This window comes from Seonamhaeicola sp. (assembly GCF_028281565.1).
GTDB lineage: Bacteria > Bacteroidota > Bacteroidia > Flavobacteriales > Flavobacteriaceae > Seonamhaeicola.
The window spans coordinates 29,735-50,359 of sequence record NZ_JANQJQ010000029.1; the positions used below are offsets into that span (position 1 = coordinate 29,735).

Annotated in this window: 18 protein-coding genes; 7 read left to right on the forward strand and 11 right to left on the reverse strand. The window is 39.5% G+C overall.

Translation table 11 applies throughout. The features are described 5' to 3' along the window. Positions 1–9 precede the first annotated feature (9 nt). The 6 genes from Q0983_RS13005 to Q0983_RS13030 all read left to right on the forward strand — a co-directional run bounded on the left by Q0983_RS13005 (position 10) and on the right by Q0983_RS13030 (position 7,904). Positions 10–1,419 (forward strand): 4Fe-4S dicluster domain-containing protein, encoded by a 1,410-nt coding sequence (locus tag Q0983_RS13005; protein WP_299553952.1) that lies wholly within the window; start codon positions 10–12, stop codon positions 1,417–1,419. Positions 1,420–1,916: 497 nt separating this feature from the next. Further along, on the forward strand, positions 1,917–3,695 hold the full coding sequence (locus Q0983_RS13010; protein ID WP_299553955.1) for a hypothetical protein: 1,779 nt from the start codon (positions 1,917–1,919) through the stop codon (positions 3,693–3,695). A 102-nt stretch (positions 3,696–3,797) separates the two neighbouring features. Next, positions 3,798–4,553, forward strand: coding sequence for a sterol desaturase family protein (locus Q0983_RS13015; RefSeq protein ID WP_299553958.1), 756 nt, complete (start codon positions 3,798–3,800; stop codon positions 4,551–4,553). Between the two features lie 11 nt (positions 4,554–4,564). Beyond that, positions 4,565–5,491 carry a homocysteine S-methyltransferase family protein gene (locus Q0983_RS13020; RefSeq protein WP_299553961.1) on the forward strand — a complete coding sequence of 309 codons (927 nt, stop codon included), beginning with the start codon at positions 4,565–4,567 and terminating at the stop codon, positions 5,489–5,491. Positions 5,492–5,727: 236 nt separating this feature from the next. Beyond that, positions 5,728–6,417 (forward strand): glycosyltransferase family 2 protein, encoded by a 690-nt coding sequence (locus Q0983_RS13025; RefSeq protein WP_299553964.1) that lies wholly within the window; start codon positions 5,728–5,730, stop codon positions 6,415–6,417. Then, positions 6,417–7,904 (forward strand): cellulose synthase family protein, encoded by a 1,488-nt coding sequence (locus tag Q0983_RS13030; RefSeq protein WP_299553967.1) that lies wholly within the window; start codon positions 6,417–6,419, stop codon positions 7,902–7,904. The genes Q0983_RS13025 and Q0983_RS13030 overlap by 1 nt, the downstream gene beginning before the upstream one ends. 139 nt (positions 7,905–8,043) lie before the next feature. Here the strand turns inward: Q0983_RS13030 and Q0983_RS13035 are convergent, their stop codons facing one another. Both Q0983_RS13035 and Q0983_RS13040 read right to left on the reverse strand, forming a co-directional pair. After that, positions 8,044–8,772: an alpha/beta hydrolase-fold protein gene (locus Q0983_RS13035; RefSeq protein WP_299553969.1), complete on the reverse strand. Its 729-nt coding sequence runs from the start codon at positions 8,770–8,772 to the stop codon at positions 8,044–8,046. Between the two features lie 25 nt (positions 8,773–8,797). Next, positions 8,798–9,424 (reverse strand): GDSL-type esterase/lipase family protein, encoded by a 627-nt coding sequence (locus tag Q0983_RS13040; protein ID WP_299553970.1) that lies wholly within the window; start codon positions 9,422–9,424, stop codon positions 8,798–8,800. A 305-nt stretch (positions 9,425–9,729) separates the two neighbouring features. Here Q0983_RS13040 and Q0983_RS13045 point away from each other — a divergent pair, with 305 nt between their 5' ends. After that, positions 9,730–10,692, forward strand: coding sequence for an SDR family oxidoreductase (locus Q0983_RS13045; RefSeq protein ID WP_299553971.1), 963 nt, complete (start codon positions 9,730–9,732; stop codon positions 10,690–10,692). A 25-nt stretch (positions 10,693–10,717) separates the two neighbouring features. On the opposite strand, the gene Q0983_RS13050 is transcribed toward Q0983_RS13045, so the two are convergent. The 9 genes from Q0983_RS13050 to Q0983_RS13090 all read right to left on the reverse strand — a co-directional run bounded on the left by Q0983_RS13050 (position 10,718) and on the right by Q0983_RS13090 (position 20,560). Further along, the gene (locus Q0983_RS13050; protein ID WP_299553972.1) at positions 10,718–11,719 is read right to left on the reverse strand and encodes a hypothetical protein; all 1,002 of its coding nucleotides are present in this window, start codon (positions 11,717–11,719) and stop codon (positions 10,718–10,720) included. 138 nt (positions 11,720–11,857) lie between these two features. Beyond that, positions 11,858–13,246, reverse strand: coding sequence for an NAD(P)(+) transhydrogenase (Re/Si-specific) subunit beta (locus Q0983_RS13055; protein WP_299553973.1), 1,389 nt, complete (start codon positions 13,244–13,246; stop codon positions 11,858–11,860). Next, the gene (locus Q0983_RS13060; RefSeq protein ID WP_299553974.1) at positions 13,246–13,554 is read right to left on the reverse strand and encodes an NAD(P) transhydrogenase subunit alpha; all 309 of its coding nucleotides are present in this window, start codon (positions 13,552–13,554) and stop codon (positions 13,246–13,248) included. Before Q0983_RS13060 ends, Q0983_RS13055 begins: the two co-directional genes overlap by 1 nt. 6 nt (positions 13,555–13,560) lie before the next feature. Continuing rightward, positions 13,561–14,661 carry a Re/Si-specific NAD(P)(+) transhydrogenase subunit alpha gene (locus tag Q0983_RS13065; RefSeq protein WP_299553975.1) on the reverse strand — a complete coding sequence of 367 codons (1,101 nt, stop codon included), beginning with the start codon at positions 14,659–14,661 and terminating at the stop codon, positions 13,561–13,563. Between the two features lie 166 nt (positions 14,662–14,827). Then, on the reverse strand, positions 14,828–16,294 hold the full coding sequence (locus Q0983_RS13070) for a sialate O-acetylesterase (protein ID WP_299553976.1): 1,467 nt from the start codon (positions 16,292–16,294) through the stop codon (positions 14,828–14,830). Between the two features lie 15 nt (positions 16,295–16,309). After that, positions 16,310–17,584, reverse strand: a complete 1,275-nt coding sequence (argH, locus tag Q0983_RS13075) for an argininosuccinate lyase (RefSeq protein ID WP_299553977.1) — start codon at positions 17,582–17,584, stop codon at positions 16,310–16,312. A 99-nt stretch (positions 17,585–17,683) separates the two neighbouring features. Next, positions 17,684–18,748: a M20 family metallo-hydrolase gene (locus Q0983_RS13080; protein ID WP_299553978.1), complete on the reverse strand. Its 1,065-nt coding sequence runs from the start codon at positions 18,746–18,748 to the stop codon at positions 17,684–17,686. A 2-nt stretch (positions 18,749–18,750) separates the two neighbouring features. Then, positions 18,751–19,530, reverse strand: a complete 780-nt coding sequence (gene argB / locus Q0983_RS13085; protein WP_299553979.1) for an acetylglutamate kinase — start codon at positions 19,528–19,530, stop codon at positions 18,751–18,753. A 91-nt stretch (positions 19,531–19,621) separates the two neighbouring features. Further along, positions 19,622–20,560 (reverse strand): N-acetylornithine carbamoyltransferase, encoded by a 939-nt coding sequence (locus Q0983_RS13090; protein ID WP_299553980.1) that lies wholly within the window; start codon positions 20,558–20,560, stop codon positions 19,622–19,624. Positions 20,561–20,625: the final 65 nt, after the last annotated feature.

Consider the following 20,625-nt stretch of genomic DNA (forward strand, 5'->3'; position numbering starts at 1 on the left):
AATTTAGTTATGGACAAGCATTCAAGTTTTGCAGTATCAAATCCTCATAAAGTGCCTTTAGACACCATTCAAAAACTCGGTTTATGGATGGGCATTATTGGGCTAATGATTTTAACCTTAGCCACATTTAATATTCATGCAGAGCCCAAAAATGTCTTTGCCATCGTGTCAATAGTTTTGATGTTGGTCGGTGCCATTATCTATGGTAGGCAAACTTATATTAAGTCGGCTCCCGGAATAAAAAACAATCATGTTTGGTTTAAAACATTGACCAATCGGGGTGTTATCGGCTGGTTCCTGGGTGTTATTTTAACCCTCTTTTATGTACTGCTATACTGGTTTCCAAAATACCTGGGATTAGGAATTGAAGGCGCTGAAAACACAGGCCTCATTGTTATGTTTGATGGCTTAAGCCAGTTTTTCAAAGGGCAACCTGCCAGTCAATGGTTTGTGTATGGTACTTTGTATACACTGGCCATAGTATCATTAGGCATTAAGTTCATGTACAAATACCGTCATAACAGGTATCAGCTTATCAGAACGGTTGTGGTTATGGCCTGTCAGCTTTTCCTGGCCTATTTGATCCCGGAAATTTTAGAAGGATTAAATACGGAACGTCCTTATTTTGCTAAAGACATCAAAAACATCTGGCCTCTAAACTACTACTTCTTTGAATCCTGGCATTTGGATAACATGGTAAATGGTGGTACTTTGGGGATGTTCTATTTGGTAGTTGGCATCTTTATGTTTGCTGTTTTTACGCCTATTATCACCTATTTTGTTGGAAAACGCTGGTATTGTTCCTGGGTTTGCGGTTGTGGTGGTTTAGCCGAAACGGCCGGTGATCCGTTCAGGCATTTATCCTCTAAAAAATTATCGGCCTGGAAACTGGAACGCTGGCTCATTCACAGTGTTATGGTATTCATTTTTGTCGTTACAGTTGCTGTACTTTACGGTTATTTTACAGGAAAAGGCGATGTCTTTGGCCTAAGTATTTATGAATATTTCAGTAAACCTTACGGGTTTTTAATTGGTGCCATGTTCTCCGGGGTTATCGGGGTTGGTTTTTATCCCATGCTGGGGAGCCGGGTTTGGTGCCGTTTTGGGTGTCCGTTAGCTGGATACATGGGCATTATTCAACGGTTTAAATCCAGGTTCAGGATTACCACCAATGGCGGGCAATGTATTTCCTGTGGTAACTGTTCTACCTATTGTGAGCAGGGTATCGATGTTAGAGCCTATGCCCAAAAAGGCGAAAACATTGTACGCGCCAGTTGCGTAGGTTGTGGTATTTGTTCCGCTGTTTGCCCAAGAGGCGTCTTAAAACTGGAAAACGGACCGGAAAAAGGGCGTATCAATCCAACTGATGTGTTGTTGGGTAATGATGTGGATTTAATGGATTTGGTGAATAAGCGATAGTCCTCGACAAGCTCCTTTAGATTTGTTTTAAACATTTAAGAAACAAGACCTAAGACTGATGACGGAAGACCGAAGACCGAAGACCGAAGACTAAAGACGGAAACAGGAAACAGGAAACAGGAAGCTAAGGTCGGAATTTGTTTTTTGAGGTCCCTTGGAATCTTTTGCTCCTTTGCGAGAAACTAATTGGAATTGAAATATTAAGGCGGAGAACAGAAGACCGGTGACAGAGGACGGAAGCCAGAAGTAAGGATTGGCATTTGGTATTTGCATTTTTGATATTTATGATATCTTGGAGTCTTTGCGCCTTTGCGAGAAGTTTATAATTGAGTTTTGGTTTTCTAAGTCATACCTGGACTGCCTGTACTAAGTTTAGTCGAAGTGGGGAAATATATCACCCCTAACCGATAATTAAAACCACCTTGTCGCATTAAATTCTTAATTTAGTAGTCATTATTGTATCAACTCCTTAAGACAGGAAACCCTAACTGTACGTAATGCTTACTAAAAATAAGAATATTACCATTGCCGTATTGCCGTTTCAAATAACGAGTGAAGAAGCCAGGATACAACAACTTTTTATCGGATTTACTGAAGATCTCATTACGCATTTCTCAAAATTCGTTGGACTTTCAGTGATTTCATCGTATTCAACATTAAGAATAAAAGACCTGTCAGACAAAGACGAAATTGACCAGTTAGGTGCCAATTATTTAATTTACGGAAGCGTTCGGCATCGTAATGAAACCCTTCGCATGTCCATTCAACTCATAAAAACAGAAGACCAAAGCCTGGTGTTTGGAAACCAGTATAATGAAACTATCGACTCGCTTCTGGAAGCCCAGGATGATATAGTACAACAGATCGTCACGGTTCTAGAAGAAAAGATCAACTACAACTTATTATCTCATTCCTATAAAAAGAACTCTGTGGACTTAGCCGCCTATGAGAACTACCTTATCGGTATGAATATTTTGAAGAAAGGTTCAGGAGATAATGATATTAAGGCCCGCAACTATTTTAATGCGGCTTTAAATATTGATCCTAATTATTCGTTGGCCTATACCGGATTATCGCTTAGTTATTTCAACTTTTGGTCCTGTTTACTTTGGGACCGCTGGGATGAAAGTATGCAGGGTGCCCACGAGTATGCTTTAAAAGCCATAGAACTGGATGGCAACGATTATACCGCCTTAGGCGTTTTGGGTAGAACTTATGCGTATTTTGGTGAATATGAAAAGGCCGAACATTTTTTAAGAAAGTCACTGCGCATGAATTCCAATGATTGTTCTCACCTGTTGCGAGTGGCCTTTACCCTGATGTTTTTGGGTTATGGTGAAGAAGCCGTTAAACTGTATCATAAGGCCATTGAATTGAATCCGTTTCATAACGATCATTATTACGCCCATGGGTCTAACTACTATTTAGCCATAGGTAATTTTGAAACCAGTGTTGCATTGGCTAAAAAAGCGCCTGTTGGCAGCTGGACCGATTTTCCTGCTTTTGTGGCAGCAGCCTATTTGCAATTAGAAGATTATGACAAGATGTGGCATTATTGGGATATCTATATGTCACTGTTTGAAAAAGCTGTTTATTCGGGCAATAAAGCCATGGAAGAAGAAGCTTTAGAGTGGTTAATGATCGTTAATCCATTCAAAGATTTCACCTATTTAACACCGTTGGTAGAATTTATCGGGTCTGAAAAACGATTAGAAAAAGGCGAACCGGTCCATTCTGAAAAAGCTTCCAATAAAAATGCGTTTCTATTAAAAGGGAATGTTTGGGAAATGACCTATCAGGGGCAAGAACTGGTTCTAAAAGATGCTAAAGGCTATCACGATATTCACAAATTACTTGCTAATCCCAACAAAGAATTTCATTGTTTGGACCTGATGGAGGCGGCTGTTGATGAAAGTAATAATACTTCAAGCATCGACAACAAAGCTAAAGCTGCATACCAAAAGCGCATCAAAGAATTGCAGGAAGATATTGCCGAAGCCGAGGCCTTAAACCAAATGGAGCACATAGAAAAACTCAGGGAAGAATACGATAGCATTTTAGAACATTTATCACAATCCCTTGGACTATCCGGAAAGACCAGAAAAGTAGGCTCAACCATAGAAAAAGCTCGTTCTGCCGTAACCTGGCGTATCCGTAGCAGTATTAAAAAAATACAAAAAGTACACCCTGAATTAGCCACACATCTTTCCAAATCTATTAAAACCGGCACGTACTGTTCTTACAAGCCCGAAATTGAGGTCGACTGGGTTCTATAAGACCTAAAACTTACAACTTACCTGATGGAACTTACATTGTAAGTTAAAAACTTACGCCTTTAATAGTGAAAGTAAAAACTATTAATTTAAAAAACGAATATTATGCCAACGCCGCTAGAAATTTTGTTAGACCCCATCTCTCTGATAGCACTAGGAATGTATGCTCTTTTAATCATTTGGGAAGCTTTATTCCCAGCAAGGCCGTTACCTAAAGTAAAAAACTGGAAACTTAAAGGCATGACCTCCTTTGCCGTATTTTTCTTTTTATCATCGTATTTACCACTATTAACAGATCCGTTCTTATCGCAATATCAATTCTTTGACCTGACAAGTCTCGGTAATGTTGGAGGTGGTATTGTAGCCATTGTAGTGTATGAATTAGGAGTCTTTGTATGGCACAGAGCGATGCACAAATCGGATCTTTTATGGCGACTCTTCCATCAGATGCATCACAGTGCGGAACGTATGGATACTTATGGCGCCTTTTATTTTAGCTTATTCGATATGATCGGGTTCACGTTCTTAGGAAGTATCTGTTTGGCTTTATTGATTGGTGTGACACCGCAAGCTGTAACGATCATGTTGTTAGGAACCATGTTCTTAGGGATCTTTCAGCATACCAATATTAAAACGCCCCATTGGTTAGGCTATATCATTCAGCGTCCGGAGAGTCATACGGTACATCATGCCAAAGGCGTTCACAAACACAACTATTCGGATCTCCCGATTTTCGACATCATTTTCGGATCGTTTAAGAACCCTAAAGGCTACGAACACGAAACCGGATTTTACGACGGTGCTTCTTCAAAGATTGTAGAGATGTTAACCTTTCAGGATATCAATAAATCCAAAGCTTAAAACGGACCGTCATGATACTTGCAGATATAAAAAAGACCACCTTCTTAACCGATGGTGGTCTGGAAACCGATTTGATCTTTAACAAAGGGATTGACCTACCCCATTTTGCGGCCTTTCCACTGTTGGAGTGTCCGGAACATCAACAAACCTTAAGCGCCTATTATCAGGAGTATATGGATATTGCCAAAGCCCATCAAACCGGCTATATTTTAGAAAGCCCAACCTGGCGGGCTAACCCCGATTGGGGCTATAAACTGGGATATTCCAAAGCCGATTTGATACGTGTGAACCAACTGGCCATTGAACAAATGAACGCATTGAGAGACCATTATAAGTCAGATATAGAAACTATTTTTATAAGCGGGCAATTGGGTCCGAGAGGTGATGCTTATAGTATTGAAGAAGCCATGAGCACAGTAGAAGCACAGGCCTATCACAACACCCAAATTAAAGCATTTAAAGAAAGTGGTGCCGATCTGGTGTCAGCCATCACCATGAATTATAGCAATGAAGCCATAGGATTGGCCAAAGCAGCTAAAGATCATAACATCCCTGTGGTGATCTCTTTTACGGTTGAAACCGACGGACATTTACCCAGTGGTGAATCGTTAAAAGAGGCTATTAATAAAGCAGATAAAGCCACTGATAATTATCCGATCTATTATATGATAAACTGTGCCCACCCCACCCATTTTATGGATAAAATTGAAAAGGATTCCGATTGGAAACACAGAATACATGGTGTTAGAACGAATGCTTCCTGTAAAAGTCATGAAGAATTGGATCAATCCACCGAATTGGATGCCGGCGACAAAGAAGCATTGGGTGCGTTACATACACAACTTAAATCGCATTTACCCAACTTAAAGGTCTTTGGTGGTTGCTGTGGCACCGATGCCTCGCATATTAAATCCATTTGTAAACATGCTTTAGCATAAAATTTGCCTTGTTCTATTGAGCTTGGTCGCTGAAGTTCTCGAAACGACTTAAAGAATCTCTTTTGAGAGATATTTTGAAAGCACTTCGACTGCGCTCAGTGTGACATAACTTAATTAGGATAAGGCAAAATCGTTTTTAAAACGATCTTTTCTTTACAATAATTTAAAGGGCAATGTTAGGTCATCATTTGAACAACGACCTAGCTTATTGTATTTTTGCAGCACAATAACTATTCATGCCCAAAATAAACGTCATTATTCCTGCCTATAACGAAGCTGATTCTATTGCGAGCGTTATTAAAGATATTCCCGAAATAGTTGACGAGACCATAGTAGTTAGCAATAATTCTACCGATGACACCGAAGTCAATGCCCAACATGCCGGCGCCACCGTCTTAACAGAAAACCGTAAAGGGTATGGTTATGCCTGTTTAAAAGGCATGGACTATGTAGCGAACAAAGCAGACACACCCGATATCATTGTTTTTCTGGATGGTGATTATTCCGATTACCCGGAAGAACTCACCAAAATAGTAGCACCCATAATAAATGATGACATCGATTTTGTAATTGGTGCCCGTGTAAAACGACTGAGAGAAGCAGGTTCCATGACCATCCCTCAAATTTTCGGGAATTGGCTGGCAACCTTTTTAATGAAACTCATGTTTGGTTCCAGGTTTACGGATTTAGGCCCTTTTAGAGCTATCAAATATGATAAACTGTTGGCGCTTGAAATGGAAGACAAAACCTATGGTTGGACCGTGGAAATGCAGCTTAAAGCCCTGAAACAAAAATTAAGTTATACCGAGATCCCTGTGAATTACAGAAACAGAATCGGGGTTTCAAAAGTTTCGGGAACCGTAAAAGGTGCTATATTTGCAGGCGTAAAAATTTTGGGTTGGATATTCAAATACAGCTTTAAATAATGATTTTAGAAGTAATAGTCATTGTCATATATACCATTGCCATCTTACTTATTTTCATGTATGCTTTGGCACAGTTAAACCTGTTATTTAACTATATTTCCGCTAAGCGAAAAGATAATGCACCAAAGTTCGATCTGTCCGATCCGGATGAAGTGCCACCTGTTACCATTCAGCTTCCCGTATATAACGAAATGTACGTGATGGAACGCCTATTGGATAACATTGCCAAAATAGATTATCCGCAAGACAAGCTGGAGATCCAGGTGCTGGACGATTCTACCGATGAAACTGTAAAAACCACAGCAGCTCACATTGAAAAACTGAAACAAACCGGGCTGGATATAAAACATATTACCAGGACCAATCGCGTTGGTTTTAAAGCCGGTGCTTTAAAAGAAGGATTAGCAGTAGCTAAAGGCGAGTTCATAGCCATTTTTGATTCTGATTTTTTACCAAAACCGGACTGGTTACAACGTACGGTTCCTTATTTTAAAAACGAAAACATAGGGGTGGTGCAAACCCGCTGGGGGCACATCAACCGGAACTATTCTTTACTCACCAAAATACAGGCCTTTGCTTTGGATGCTCATTTTACCCTAGAGCAAGTAGGACGTAACAGCAAAGGGCATTTCATCAATTTTAACGGTACTGCCGGTATTTGGCGCAAACAATGCATCATTGATGCCGGTAACTGGGAAGGCGATACTTTAACGGAAGATCTGGACCTCAGCTATCGTGCCCAATTAAACAACTGGAAATTCAAATACCTGGAAGACGTTGAAACCCCTGCCGAATTACCTGTGGTGATCAGTGCCGCACGTTCCCAACAATTCCGATGGAACAAAGGAGGGGCCGAAAACTTCAGGAAAATGATGTGGCGCGTTATAAAAAACGAACATATCTCCGGAAAAACCAAAATCCACGGGCTCTTACATTTGTTGAACAGCACCATGTTCCTGAACATCCTTATTGTGGCGGTTTTAAGTATTCCCATGCTCTATATAAAGAACGAATATGAGCATTTAAAACCTTACTTTATGGTGATGAGTTTCTTCGTGTTGAGTACGGTTATTTTCTTTATCTGTTACTGGGTCATGTATCGAAACATTTACGGCAAAGGCATTAAGAACTTTATGGGTTATATAGGTATGTTCTTTGTATTTTTCTCTATTGCCATGGGCTTTTCATTACACAATTCCATTGCGGTACTTGAAGGGCATTTAGGGAAAAAGAGTGCTTTTATCCGGACGCCAAAATTCAACATCAATAACCTGAAAGACTCCTGGAAAAACAACAAATACATTAAAAAGAAGCTCTCTGCCCATGTGATCTTTGAAGGTGCGCTTATGCTCTACTTTGGCTTTGGTATGTATAGTGCCTTTATTGTGGGCGACCAGGGTGGCGATTTTGGACTCTTCCCATTCCACGCCATGTTATGTGCCGGTTTTGGCTATGTATTTTTTAAGTCCTTGGCGCCTCGAATGTAATCTCACTTTTGAGTTGTCATTTCGAGTGATTCCGAAGTATGAGGAATTGTATCGAGAAGCCTTATATTCATGATTACACTTCAACACTTCGACCAGGCTCAATACAGGCAAGCTCAGTATGACAGTCAACAGTCACTAATTAAAAATAAATCTGAACCATTTTCCTCCAATATCTTGCTTTATGGGCTTCTTCATCCCATTCATAAAACTGATGGGAAATCCCTTTTTCATGTAAAATATTGGATAAGGTATAATTACTTTCCAAAAAAGGATCATCCTTTCCAATAGCCAAAATAATATCCATAATATCCAATTGTTTAATCAAAACAGGATCATCTACATTTTTCAAAAATTGATTAGGCATGTTGAAATAGACAAAATCATTATGGAAACCACTTAGTAAATCCTGGAAATACCCTTTAGACTGTGTTAAATCGTAACGTCCGCTCATACCAACCACTTTACAAAATAAATGCGGATGACGCATAGCTACATTTACGGCATGATAGGCCCCTAAACTACAACCCGCGGAAATAACATTTGCATTTGAGTTAATTTGATTGGCAAGCGGCAACACTTCCTCCAACACATATTTCTCGTATTGAATATGTCTATAAATACGATATCCCGGATGTACAAAGCTGTTATAGAAAGATTCCAAATCAACACTATCCACACAAAAAACCTGTAAATGCCCCTCGGCAATTTTGCCTTCTATGGCTTTAATAACCCGCCAATTCTCATAATCGTAAAAGCGTCCCATTCTGGGTGGAAAAAACAAAACCTTGGCACCGGCATGTCCAAAAATCAAGAGCTCCATATCCCTTTCAAGATTAGGGCTATACCACTTGTGATACTCTCTTTTCATCAATAACCGTTTTCTTAAATTAAGGTTATTTCACTAAACTTTTTCTACGTACCTTCTTAGGAAAAATTTCGGGGTGAGTCTTTAGCTCTTTAAGTAATACTTTATAACCACTTTCATTTAAATGAAGTCCGTCTTCTTCAAAATAGTCAATATTTGGATTGCCATCTCCATCCAGTAAAACATCGTAAATATGCACATAATAGAAGTTATCATCTTTAGACATTAACTCCTTCATCTTAATATTTGTATAATGAATACTGTGCATTAAATGTTGGCGAGCTAAACTAGGTTTTATGGAGATGCAAGTGAATTTTATATTCCCGTATTTGGCTCTCACTTTAGCCAATAAATTTTCCAGGTTCAATATAACTTCTTCCGGATGCCTACCATCTCCCAGATCATTATCTCCCGCATAAATCACAATGGCATCCAATTGGTCTATATTCTTAAAAACGCGATCAAAAAACCACGTACAGGCCGCCAAAGTAGAACCGCCAAAACCCAAATTCAATGGATTGTATTCTTTAAAAATAGCAGTTAATTCACTCCATAAAGTAAAAGTAGAACTTCCGTAAAAAACTAATTTCGGATTATACTCCAACGTCTTAATATCATTTTCCAATCGCTCTAAGTCCGGGTAATACCAAAACATAGTTACTGTCTCTTAAAAATTTAAGTCTAAAGATAGACTTTTAAAATAACTATAACGGGGAAACAAGATAAAAACAAGAACTCTTCGATAAAACGTAATAGGATTAAAGTTAATCATTTACTATCTTAACGCTTACTATTATTTGGTATTATCCTGCATTTCCACCCAGCTTAAAAACCACAGTTAGTGCTTGAAATTTATGAGCCTGGTCAAAGTGAAGTGTTAGAATCCTCTATGCCCCTAATTTCAGCCATTGCTTATATTCTTCTTATCTTTAGTTACTAACTCATTAAAATCAACCAATCATGACATCTCATAGTCGTAACATCTGTTTTTCCCTTTTTATTTCGCTCTCAATTGTATTTAGTATCTGTTCTCAAGAATCCAACACGCAACAAAAAGCCGTATTGGTTACAGGCGCCAGTAGTGGCATTGGGCTTAAGATCACAGAACAGCTTTCAGCCAATGGGTATTTTGTATATGCCGGAGCCCGTAAACAAGCTGATCTGGACCGGCTCAATGCCATGGATAATGTGCAATCCATTAAACTGGATGTGACCAAATGGGATGAAATTAACGCTGCAGTAGAAACTGTTAAAAATGGCGGTCGCGGACTTTATGGACTGGTAAACAATGCCGGCGTTGCCATATTTGCATCATTAATTGAAGTTGAAGAAGAAGATCTAGATTTTATTTTTGACGTTAACATCTATGGTCCGTACCGAATCACAAAAGCCTTTGCGCCTTTGATTATTGAGTCTAAAGGGCGTATTACAACTATTAGCTCGATTTCCGGTATATTGTCAGGACGGTTTTTTGGGCCCTACAGTATGAGCAAACATGCTATGGAAGCTTATACAGATGCCTTGGCAACCGAAATGCAAAAATTTGATGTTCAGGTAAGTGCCATTGAACCCGGCAATTACAATTCTAAAATAGTCGAATCGCTGGTTAAAAGAATGGACGCTAACGACATTTCTTTTGAAAACTCATTGTACAAAGCAGAATTTGAACGTTTAATTTCCGGTTATGGTGCTGACAGAAGCCGATTTAAAGACCCCAGTGAAGTAGCCGATGCTGTGGAAAAAGCGCTTTTCTCAGACCACCCGAAACGCCGTTATATGGTGGTGCCCAGTGAACGGGAAGGGCATGTCACCATCACCCAGATCATGCGTGAAATGGTGCAGCTTAATGAAAACCAGGCTTACAAATACGATAGAGAACAGTTAATTAAAATTCTTGATAAAGTTTTGGCGGAGACTGAATAACCGCTTAACTACACCATTAAAAGCATTAGTTGGCATACGCCCCCTGGGCATAGGCCGCTACGATACTACTACCTGGTGTTTTGCAATTTTGCGGAAAATCATGAAAATAAAGGCATTTGGGCAAGCCATTTTCAAAACTTATCTGTACCCAGCCTTGACCCGCTTTTCCGAAAAACTGGTACGTATAATTTGCTTTGGCGATCAATGGTCGCCCCTGGGTATCTTTTCTAAGAACTGTTAGCTTGGATATGCTACGCGGAACATATCTATTCATAGCCCAGGTTTTGGCTTGATTGGCAACAAGATCGTCAAACAGTTTATTAAGATTTTGAGCTCCTGTTGGACCTCCGGTGGTTTTCATGGTTGTATACTTACTTGCTCCTTTCATGCGTATGCCAGGTTTGTTAAGCGCATAACGCTTTAGATTTTCTTCAAAACGTCTAACACCAGGGCTATTACAAGAGTTAAGAACGAATATTTGTGCCATATCATTTTTCAACCCGTTTAATTTATGAACCCTATCCATGGAATTACCGATTGCATTAGGATCTGCCATTTCCGCAAAAGCTTTTTGCAACGCATCTCCTGACTGTAGTCTTTCTACAGCAGATTTCGCATTGTATAAATCAGGACGCGCAAACAAATTGGATCCCTGCCATACCCATTTGACGCAAACACGGCTCAATACATCGCCATAAATGTTTTTTTCAACTTCTTCACGAGCGCATACCAAATCCATAATCTCTACCTTGTCTTCTGGTAAGTACTGATCACATTGTCTCCCAAAGGCTCTTAAATACTGTTCGAAGATGGATAAAAATTCTACATTCTCACGTTTGACCTTTACATTTTCAAAATGACCGCGAAATATGAAATCGTAAAACTCCGCATAATATAAACCATCCGTTTTGAACTCTAAGGCTTGTGATTGTCTTATGGATGTTCTACCATCTGTAATCACAAAAGACGACGTTATAAAAAATAAAAGAATTAATTTAAAAACCGTATTGAGATTTCTGAGCTGCATATACCAAGTAATTGTTGTATTTATATGATTAACTGACTGCATTCTATGCTAAGTAAATTTAGCTAATTTTTCGTACGAAACAAAAAAGCCCTTTTCCACAAAGAAAAGAGCTTTTCAAAATAAGTTCTAAATATTTATCTACATATTCTTCAACTCGGCGACCAGATCGGTTAACACCTTTTTAGCATCTCCAAACAACATAGCCGTTTTAGCATTGTAGAATAATTCATTGTCAATGCCTGCGTAACCCACATTCATACTACGTTTGTTAACTACAATATGCTTGGCATTTTCCACATCTAAAATGGGCATACCGTAAATCGGACTGGACGGGTCGTTATGTGCCGCCGGATTCACAACGTCATTAGCACCAACCACTAATACCACATCCGCATTGGTAAATTGCGGATTGATATCATCCATCTCCACCAACATATCGTACTCCACGTTAGATTCTGCCAACAGTACATTCATATGCCCCGGCATACGTCCTGCTACCGGATGAATGGCGTATTTTACATTAACCCCTTTACCGGTGAGTAATTCTTCCAGCTCATGGATCACATGTTGCGCCTGTGCCACGGCTAATCCATAACCGGGAACAATGATCACATTGGCGGCATAGTTCATCATGATAGCCGTGTCGCTGGCCGTAGTACTTTTAATAGAACCCATAGTTCTATTGGCGCCTTCCGGTCCGCCTGTAGCTGTAAACGACCCGAAGATCACAGACGCCAGGGTTCTATTCATCGCCACACACATGGCCACCGTTAAAATGATCCCGGCAGACCCTACTAAGATACCACCTACCAGCATCACCATGTTGTCATATAACACGCCGGTAATGGCAGCAGCAATACCTGTTAAGGAGTTCAATAAGGAGATCACCACCGGCATATCAGCTCCGCCGATAGGCATCACGAATAAGATACCGTACACCAATCCGCCGGCTAATAAGGCGTATAATAAGATGCTGCTATCAATTCCTGTGGCCACCATATAAACAGCCAAGACTACCACCCCAAAAATAAATAGGTTATTGACGATGTTATACTGCGGAATCTTAATCACACTTCTAACAGAACCGTTTAATTTTCCGTAAGCCATTAAACTTCCTGAAAAGGTAACAGCTCCAATAATAATAGCCGCTAAAATAGTGGCTACTATAGAAGCACTGGTTGCAGAAATATCGGCATTACCGAACTCCACAATCCCAATTAAAGCGGCACTGGCACCTCCAAAACCATTAAACAAGGATACCAACTCAGGCATTTTGGTCATTTCCACCTTAATGGCAATGAGCCAGCCAATGATGGCTCCAACTAAAATAGCAGTTCCTATTAATACATAAATGATAGTTGGCACTTCGAGGTCGTGAATAAAAATGGTACCGACAATCGCTAATCCCATACCGGTTGCGGCAATTAAATTTCCTGATTTGGCCGTATCCGGGTGTCCTAATCGCTTTAAGCCAAATACAAAGGTTACGGTAGCGATCAGGTATATAATACTTAATGTTACATTCATTATTTCTTCTTTTTAAACATGTCTAACATTCTGTTGGTAACGGCAAAGCCTCCAACAACATTTAAAATTCCTAACACCACGGCTGCAAACCCCAGTGTTAATGCTAAATAATCTGTAGGGTCTGAATGTAGCATTACCAAAATGGCGCCAACTATAACCACACCACTCAGGGCGTTAGCCCCTGACATTAATGGCGTGTGTAATACAGCAGGAATACTTTTAATGACCTCAACACCTACAAAAATTGCTAAAATAATGATGTAAACTATTTGTAGATTATTACTGATAAATTCTATAATTTCTTGCATGATTGGTTATTTTTTACGTTGAACACCATCTTGAACAATCAGGGTTTCATCGGTTATCTCTTCCTCAAGATCCCATTTAAAATTCAAGTCTTTTGTTAGGTGCATAATAAAATTATACATGTTTTTGGCGTATAACTCACTGGCATTGGTGGCTACACTTTCCGGCGCTACGGTGGTTCCAATGACTTTGACACCATTAACCACAACCTTTTCATTGAGTTTACTCACCTCACAATTACCACCATTATCAGCTGCCAAATCAATGATCACCGCACCATTCTTCATTTTCTTCACTTGCTCCTCGGTAATTAAAACCGGTGCTTTTTTCCCAGGAACATTGGCCGTTGTGATCACCAGATCAGCCTTAAACAACGATTCGTTGACAGCTTCTTTTTGTCTTTTTAGATAATCTTCCGAGGCTTCTTTGGCATAACCGCCTTCTGACGCTTCTCCGGTATTATCTACAGAAATAAATTTAGCCCCTAAAGACTCTGCCTGCTCTTTGGTTTCAGACCTGATATCAGTAGCCTCTACAACTGCGCCTAAACGTTTGGCGGTCGCTATAGCCTGTAAACCGGCAACACCAACACCAAAGATCAATACTCTGGACGGCGTTATGGTTCCTGCAGCTGTCATCATCAACGGGAAAATTTTAGTCATTTCATAAGCCCCTAAGATCACTGCTTTATAACCTGCCAGGTTGTTTTGCGAACTCAACACGTCCATATCCTGTGCTCTTGAAATACGCGGCATGGCATCCATAGAAAATGCAGTTGCTCCTTTTTCAGAAATGGCTTTGATCAGCTCCGGACTGGATTTATGGTGTAACTGGCTCATCAAAATATGACGTCTTTGGACCTGTTTTAGATCGTCTTTGTTAAACGGATTGATCTTGATAAGTACCTGAGCCTTATCAAACACCTCTTCCCTGGATATTATGCCGGCTCCGGCCCCTTCAAAATCAGAGTCCGTATACAACGAACTTTCGCCTGCATGTTTTTCAACATAAATTTCGAATCCTTTTTCAACCAATTTTTTGGTAATAAAAGGCGACAAGGCGACTCGCCGTTCACCCTTTTGAGATTCTTTTAGTATTCCTATCTTCATATTTTTAGTTTTGGTTAGTTTTTAATTTGTAAAATTATATATCTGTTTATTGAAAACTGTACTGCTCAACTAGGCAAAACCTATACACTTTATGAAAATAACATCAACATCATTGTTTTTACCTCAATTAAAACTGTACAGTGTATAAATCCATACGTTTCCTTTTTTAATCCGTACCACTTTTAACCCTGGTACTGTCATCCCAATTATCAGTTCTAAAAGATGAGGCCGGTAATAAATTGGCTCCATACAATGTTCCTATTACCCAATTTTTCCAGGCGTAACGAACCGCTTTTGGATTAGGCACGTGTTCACTTTTTACAAACAACCCTTTTCCCCAAATGAGCTTAGCCTGAGCCGGATAAAACACTTTATCGTCTCCTGCAATTTCAAAACCGGTTAGTTCGTCGTAAGCAAACAACCCTGAATCGGCATGTTTAAATTCTAAAAACATGCCACCATCTTCTATACGATGCGACTTATAAACCGGTCCGGAAAATTCAACTGTAGAAAAACCATAGGTTTTATTTAAAGCATTAAACAGTAATCTATCTGCAACCTCTTTCTTTTTAGGAGGGTGAATACAATAATCATCACCTATATCCATAGTAATGGCTATCCCGGAATTTGGAATTAAATCTAAGCATTTTAATTGTGCCTCTCTAATATACGCACTATTAGATGCTTTTTCAGGATAATTTTCATCACCGCTATAAATAAATGGAGCTATTTGCACGTAATAAAATGGAAAATCACCATTACCCCATCTGGTACGCCAATCTTTTACCATGGCAGGAAAAAGGTCTTTATACTTCTCTGGCTCCATTCTATTGGATTCTCCCTGATACCATAAAGCTCCTTTAATGGTATAAGGGATTAAGGGATGTATCATGGCATTATACAGAGCGGTTGGAATATGGTTTGTTCTTTCTGTAATGTCAACATTGGTTAGGTCAACTTCCTGATAGTTACTCAGCATGTCATTACTTATCCATGCCTGTACGGTGCTCCCTCCCCAAGACGTATGGATCATCCCGACAGGAACATCTAAAATTTCCTGTAACTGCTGACCGAAGAAATAAGCCACAGCACTAAATCCTGCCACATTTTCCGGGGAAGCTTCTTTCCAGGCTTCATAATTTTCTACATCCTTTAATGGCTCTTTAGCCCCCTTTCTACTAACAGAAAAAAGCCTTAAATCAAAATTTTTCGAATTCGCAATTGCTTTACTCCCTCCAAATGTTGGCTGTCCATAATAGCCTTTCAAGGATTGTTGCATATTGGATTGCCCTGAGCACAACCATACTTCGCCAAACAGTACATTATCTAATACAATACTAGATGTTTTGCCTTTTATTTTTATGGTTTGCGGCGTTTTGTCGTTTGTAGTTTTTACTTCAATACGCCAATTCCCCGAGCCATCGGCTTTTAATTGTAAGTTCTCACTTAACCAACTTGCCTCTATTGAAATTTTCTCATTGGCATCGGCCCAACCCCATAAAACAACAGTTGTATTACGTTGTAATACCATATTTGAAGACACTATGGCCGGAAGTTTGACCTCGGCATTAACCAATTGTATTATTAAGAAAAAAAACAGGGCTGCTACTACGGAAAATTTCTTAGCTTTCATTTTATTTATTTTAAATTACTGGGGAAACTTATCCCTTATTTTATCTAAACACAAATTGTGAACACTCCCAACATGGGTATGTTTTTTGGAGGTATCGGGAACATAGGTTCCGTCCTGCACTTGTCCACCAATTTTTTGATACGCCTCCCTAAAGCTTTGGCCTTCTACCACCAGCGTATTGATGTTATCAACCGTAAACAGGTACTTATATTTATCATCATTTAAATCAATATCCTTGACAATCACCTGTTGAATCGCATAATTGAAAATATCCAGGATATCTTTTAAATCTTCAAAAGCGGCGATCATATTTTCCTTTAACAACTGAAAATCCCTGTGATAGCCACTTGGTAAATTGTTGGTGATCAACACCATTTCGCCCTGAAGCGCCTGGATCTTATTACTTTTTCCTCTGATCAATTCAAACACATCCGGGTTCTTTTTATGTGGCATGATACTACTACCGGTGGTCAACTCATCCGGGAAGGTCACAAACCCAAAATTCTGGCTCATATACAAACATACATCCATAGCAAATCTGGATAGGGTATTCGCTAAACTTCCCAAAGCTGCTGCAATGGTTCGTTCATTTTTCCCTCTCCCCATTTGAGCCGCTACCACATTGTACTTTAAGGTAGCAAAATCCATTTCTTTGGTTGTTAATTCTCTATCTATAGGGAATGAACTTCCGTAACCTGCTGCAGACCCTAACGGATTTTGGTCCACTGTTCTTAGAGCCGCATTCAATAAATATACGTCATCGATCATTAACTCTGCATAGGCCGAAAACCACAACCCAAACGAGGATGGCATGGCTACTTGTAGATGGGTGTATCCCGGTAATAACTTATCTTTATGAGTCTCTGCTAAATCTAATAACGTATCAAAAAGTGCTTTTACTTTAGATTGAATTAATTGCAAGTTCTCCTTGTAATACAAATGGCAGGCCACTAAAACCTGGTCGTTTCTGGAACGTGCCGTATGGATCTTTTTACCAACATCTCCAAGGGTTTTAGTCAGCTCAAACTCGATTTTGGAATGTACGTCTTCAAACTGCTCATCTATAACAAAAGTTCCTGCTTCTATCTGAGAGTCCAATACATCTAACCCTTTTAACAATTGCTCTAATTCTTCAGCAGATAGAATGCCGATGCTTTGCAGCATTTTAGCATGTGCTTTTGAAGCAATGACATCATACTTAGCGATGTGAATATCAATCTCCCGATCGTTACCCACCGTGAATTGTTCTATTTTATTATCTATGGATATGCCTTTGTCCCAGAGTTTCATGTTTTTTGATGTTTATCTGTTTATTCGTTGATCTGTTTAATTGAACATGTTTTTGTGTTGATTCGTTTAAGCGGTTACACAAATCCACGATTCAACTATTTATACGATGACTCGATTCAACAATTCAACATATATTTTAATACCTTCTTCTATTTCTTTTAAATAAATAAATTCATCTGCCGAATGGGAACGTGTGCTATCTCCCGGCCCAAGTTTTAAACTAGGACAAGACAGCACCGCCTGGTCCGATAAGGTTGGCGACCCATAGGTTGATCTTCCCATAGCCACACCTGCTTTTACCAAATCATGGTCCGTTGGAATGGATGACGAATTTAATCGTAAACTTCTTGGTATAATACTGGTTACCGGTGCTTCCTTCTGCAAGATCTCAGCAATTTCGGCATTGCTGTAGGCATCGTTTACCCGAACATCAATTACCAAACTCAGATCGGCAGGAACTGCATTGTGCTGCTTACCGGCGTTGATCTGGCTCACCGTTAATTTTACATCGCCAAGGGCTTCAGAGCCTTTTTCAAACTTAAAATCTTTAAACCATTGTAATGCTTTAATGGACTTATAGATCACATTATCATCATTTGGATGCGCCGCATGACTTGGTGTTCCTGTTATTATCGCATCAAAAACCACTAAACCTTTTTCCGCAACCGCTAAATTCATGAGGGTTGGTTCGCCTACAATGGCCACGTCAATCTTTGGAATGACAGACAGCATACTGTTCAATCCGTTAGGTCCACTACTCTCTTCTTCGGCGGAAGCCACAATAACCAGGTTGTATTTTAAATTGTCATGATTGTAATAATAGGTAAACGCAGCGATCAAAGACACCAAACAGCCACCGGCATCGTTACTCCCCAATCCGTACAATTTACCGTTTTCAACAATAGCTTTAAACGGATCTTTTGTATAAGCAGAATTGGGTTTTACCGTATCGTGATGCGAGTTCAATAACAGCGTTGGTCTGCTCGCATCAAAGTGTTTATTAACTGTCCAAACGTTATTTTGAGTTCTTTTATAATCGATGCCATAACGCTGAAACCAGGCTTCTATATGAGCCGCCGTTTGATCTTCTTCTGATGAAAACGATTGGGTTTCTATCAGTTGCTTTAACAAGGCAATGGCTTCTCGGGTTAATTCCTGAATCATGATCACAGTGTTATGCTTGTAAAATTATCATTCTCCTGGGTTAACATCGCCGTGTTACCCATATTAATGGTGCTTACACCATTGTTCAACGCATCAAAACAATTCTCCAGTTTCGGTAACATACCATCGGCTATGATACCTTTCTCTAACAATTCGGCATATAACTTCGAATCGATATGTTTAATCACCGAATTCTTGTCATTGATATCTTCCAACACCCCGTTCAATTCAAAACAGTAATAAATGGAAGTTTCATACACTTCGCTCATACCCACAGCTACCTGTGACGTAATGGTATCGGCATTGGTATTTAAAAGCTGTCCGTTACCGTCATGCGTGATAGCACAAAATACCGGCGTAAAACCGGCTTTGATTAATTTATCTACTGAATTATGAGCTACTGCCTTTACATCACCTACAAAACCAAAATCAACCTCTTTTACGGGCCTTTTATCAGAGGTGATACTATTCACATCCGCTCCCGTTAATCCAATAGCATCTATGTTTAGGGCCTGTAATTTAGCAACAATGTTCTTGTTTACCAAGCCGCCATATACCATAGTAATCACTTCTAAAGTATCAGCATCCGTAATACGTCTGCCATGGACCATTTTGGATTCAATGCCCAATTTCGCGGCTACACTTGTAGCGCGCTTTCCACCACCATGCACCAATATTTTTTTGCCCTCTAACTTTGAGAACAACTTTAGAAAAGCATCTAAAGCACCGGCATCTTCAATGATGTTACCTCCTATTTTTACTATGGATAGTTTTTCTTTCATTTCTTTTTATTTGTCATGCTGAATTTATTTCAGCATCTCAACTCCTCATATTCACGATGTGATTCTGAAACAAGTTCAGAATGACGAAGATTTACAAATCTTCTAACAGTTTTTTTAACACCAATTGCGCCGCATAGGTTCTGTTATTGGCCTGTTCAATAACAATGGAACTATCGCTATCCAGTACAGCATCTTCAACCACAACATTACGTCTTACAGGTAAACAATGCATAAACTTGGCATTGCCAATTTTGTTTTTGGTTATCATCCAGTTAGGATCTGTATTCACTACTTTCCCGTAGTCTTCATAAGAACTCCAGTTTTTAGTATATATAAAATCGGCATCCTTAAAAGCTTCCTCTTGGTTGTGATAAATGGGTGTATTACCAGTAATTTCCGGATTCAAATCATAGCCTTCGGGGTTAGCGATGACAAACTCCACATCCATTTTCTGCATGGCCTGAATAAAGCTATTGCCCACAGCGTGTGGTAATGCTTTGATATGAGGCGCCCAACTTAATACTACTTTGGGTTTAGCTACTTTGACATACTCTGAAATGGTAAGCGCATCCGTTAACCCTTGTAACGGGTGCCCTGTAGCACTTTCCATATTCACAATAGGTACCGAAGCGTGTTTCATAAAGGCATTCATAACCTGTTCACTTTCGTCCTTAGCTTTATCCGTTAAGGTTGGAAACGCCCTCACAGCAATAATATCACAATACTGAGACACTACAGCAGCGGCCTCCTTAATATGTTCTGCCGTGTTACCACTCATAATCGTGCCATCATCAAACTCCAATCCCCAGGCATCTCCGGACACATTCATTACAATAGGATTCATTCCTAAATTTAAAGCTGCCTTCTGGGTACTTAAACGCGTTCGTAAACTGGAATTAAAAAACAACAATCCTAAGGTTTTGTTCTTTCCTAATGCTATATGTTTTAAAGGCTCCGCTTTTAATGCCTTGGCTTCTTCAATCCAGGTATCGATGTTATCTATATCATTTATGGAGGTATAATGTTTCATTTTTTTCTCTTTGAGACCTCTCAGGTCTTTACTGTTAATCCTTTTTAAGACCTACAAGGTCTTAG